This is a genomic window from Geodermatophilus sp. SYSU D00663, assembly GCF_054050655.1.
In genome coordinates this window covers 1-504 of the sequence record NZ_JBJGZT010000061.1, presented here as the reverse complement: position 1 = coordinate 504, position 504 = coordinate 1, and the positions used below count along the sequence as shown (strand labels likewise).

The 504-nt window shown below is 67.3% G+C and carries 1 rRNA gene; it reads right to left on the bottom strand.

The features are described from left to right. Nucleotides 1–387: 387 nt before the first annotated feature. Nucleotides 388–504: ribosomal RNA gene (locus ACI79Z_RS22840) — 16S ribosomal RNA — on the bottom strand; the annotation flags it as partial.

Here is a 504-nt window from a genome sequence, read left to right as displayed (position 1 = left end):
GCGAGACAAGAGATCAAAGATGCTCGCGTCCACTGTGCAGTTCTCAACGACCAACCCGCGCTCCTTCCCCAACGACTCCACCGGCCCGCGCACGCGCGGCGATGTGAAATCGGGAAGGCCCGGACGAAGAAGCGATAGCCCGCTCCCTCAGGACCCAACAGCGTGCCTACGACCGGTCCGAACTCCCCCGACCCCCGTTCCCCGCAGGCGCCCGAAGACGCGATGCCGTACTAGGAGGCCGCAGCAGCGGCCGGCCGAACTGGTCAGCGTTCCACCCTCGAGCACTGCCTCGGACGCTCCGCGGCCACCCGGACATGGGCGGCCATCACGGCCCGAGCACAGCTCTGCACCCGACGGACATCGTCCGCCGAGCGAGTTGCTCCTTAGAAAGGAGGTGATCCAGCCGCACCTTCCGGTACGGCTACCTTGTTACGACTTCGTCCCAATCGCCGATCCCGCCTTCGACGGCTCCCTCCCACGAGGGGTTGGGCCACCGGCTTCGGG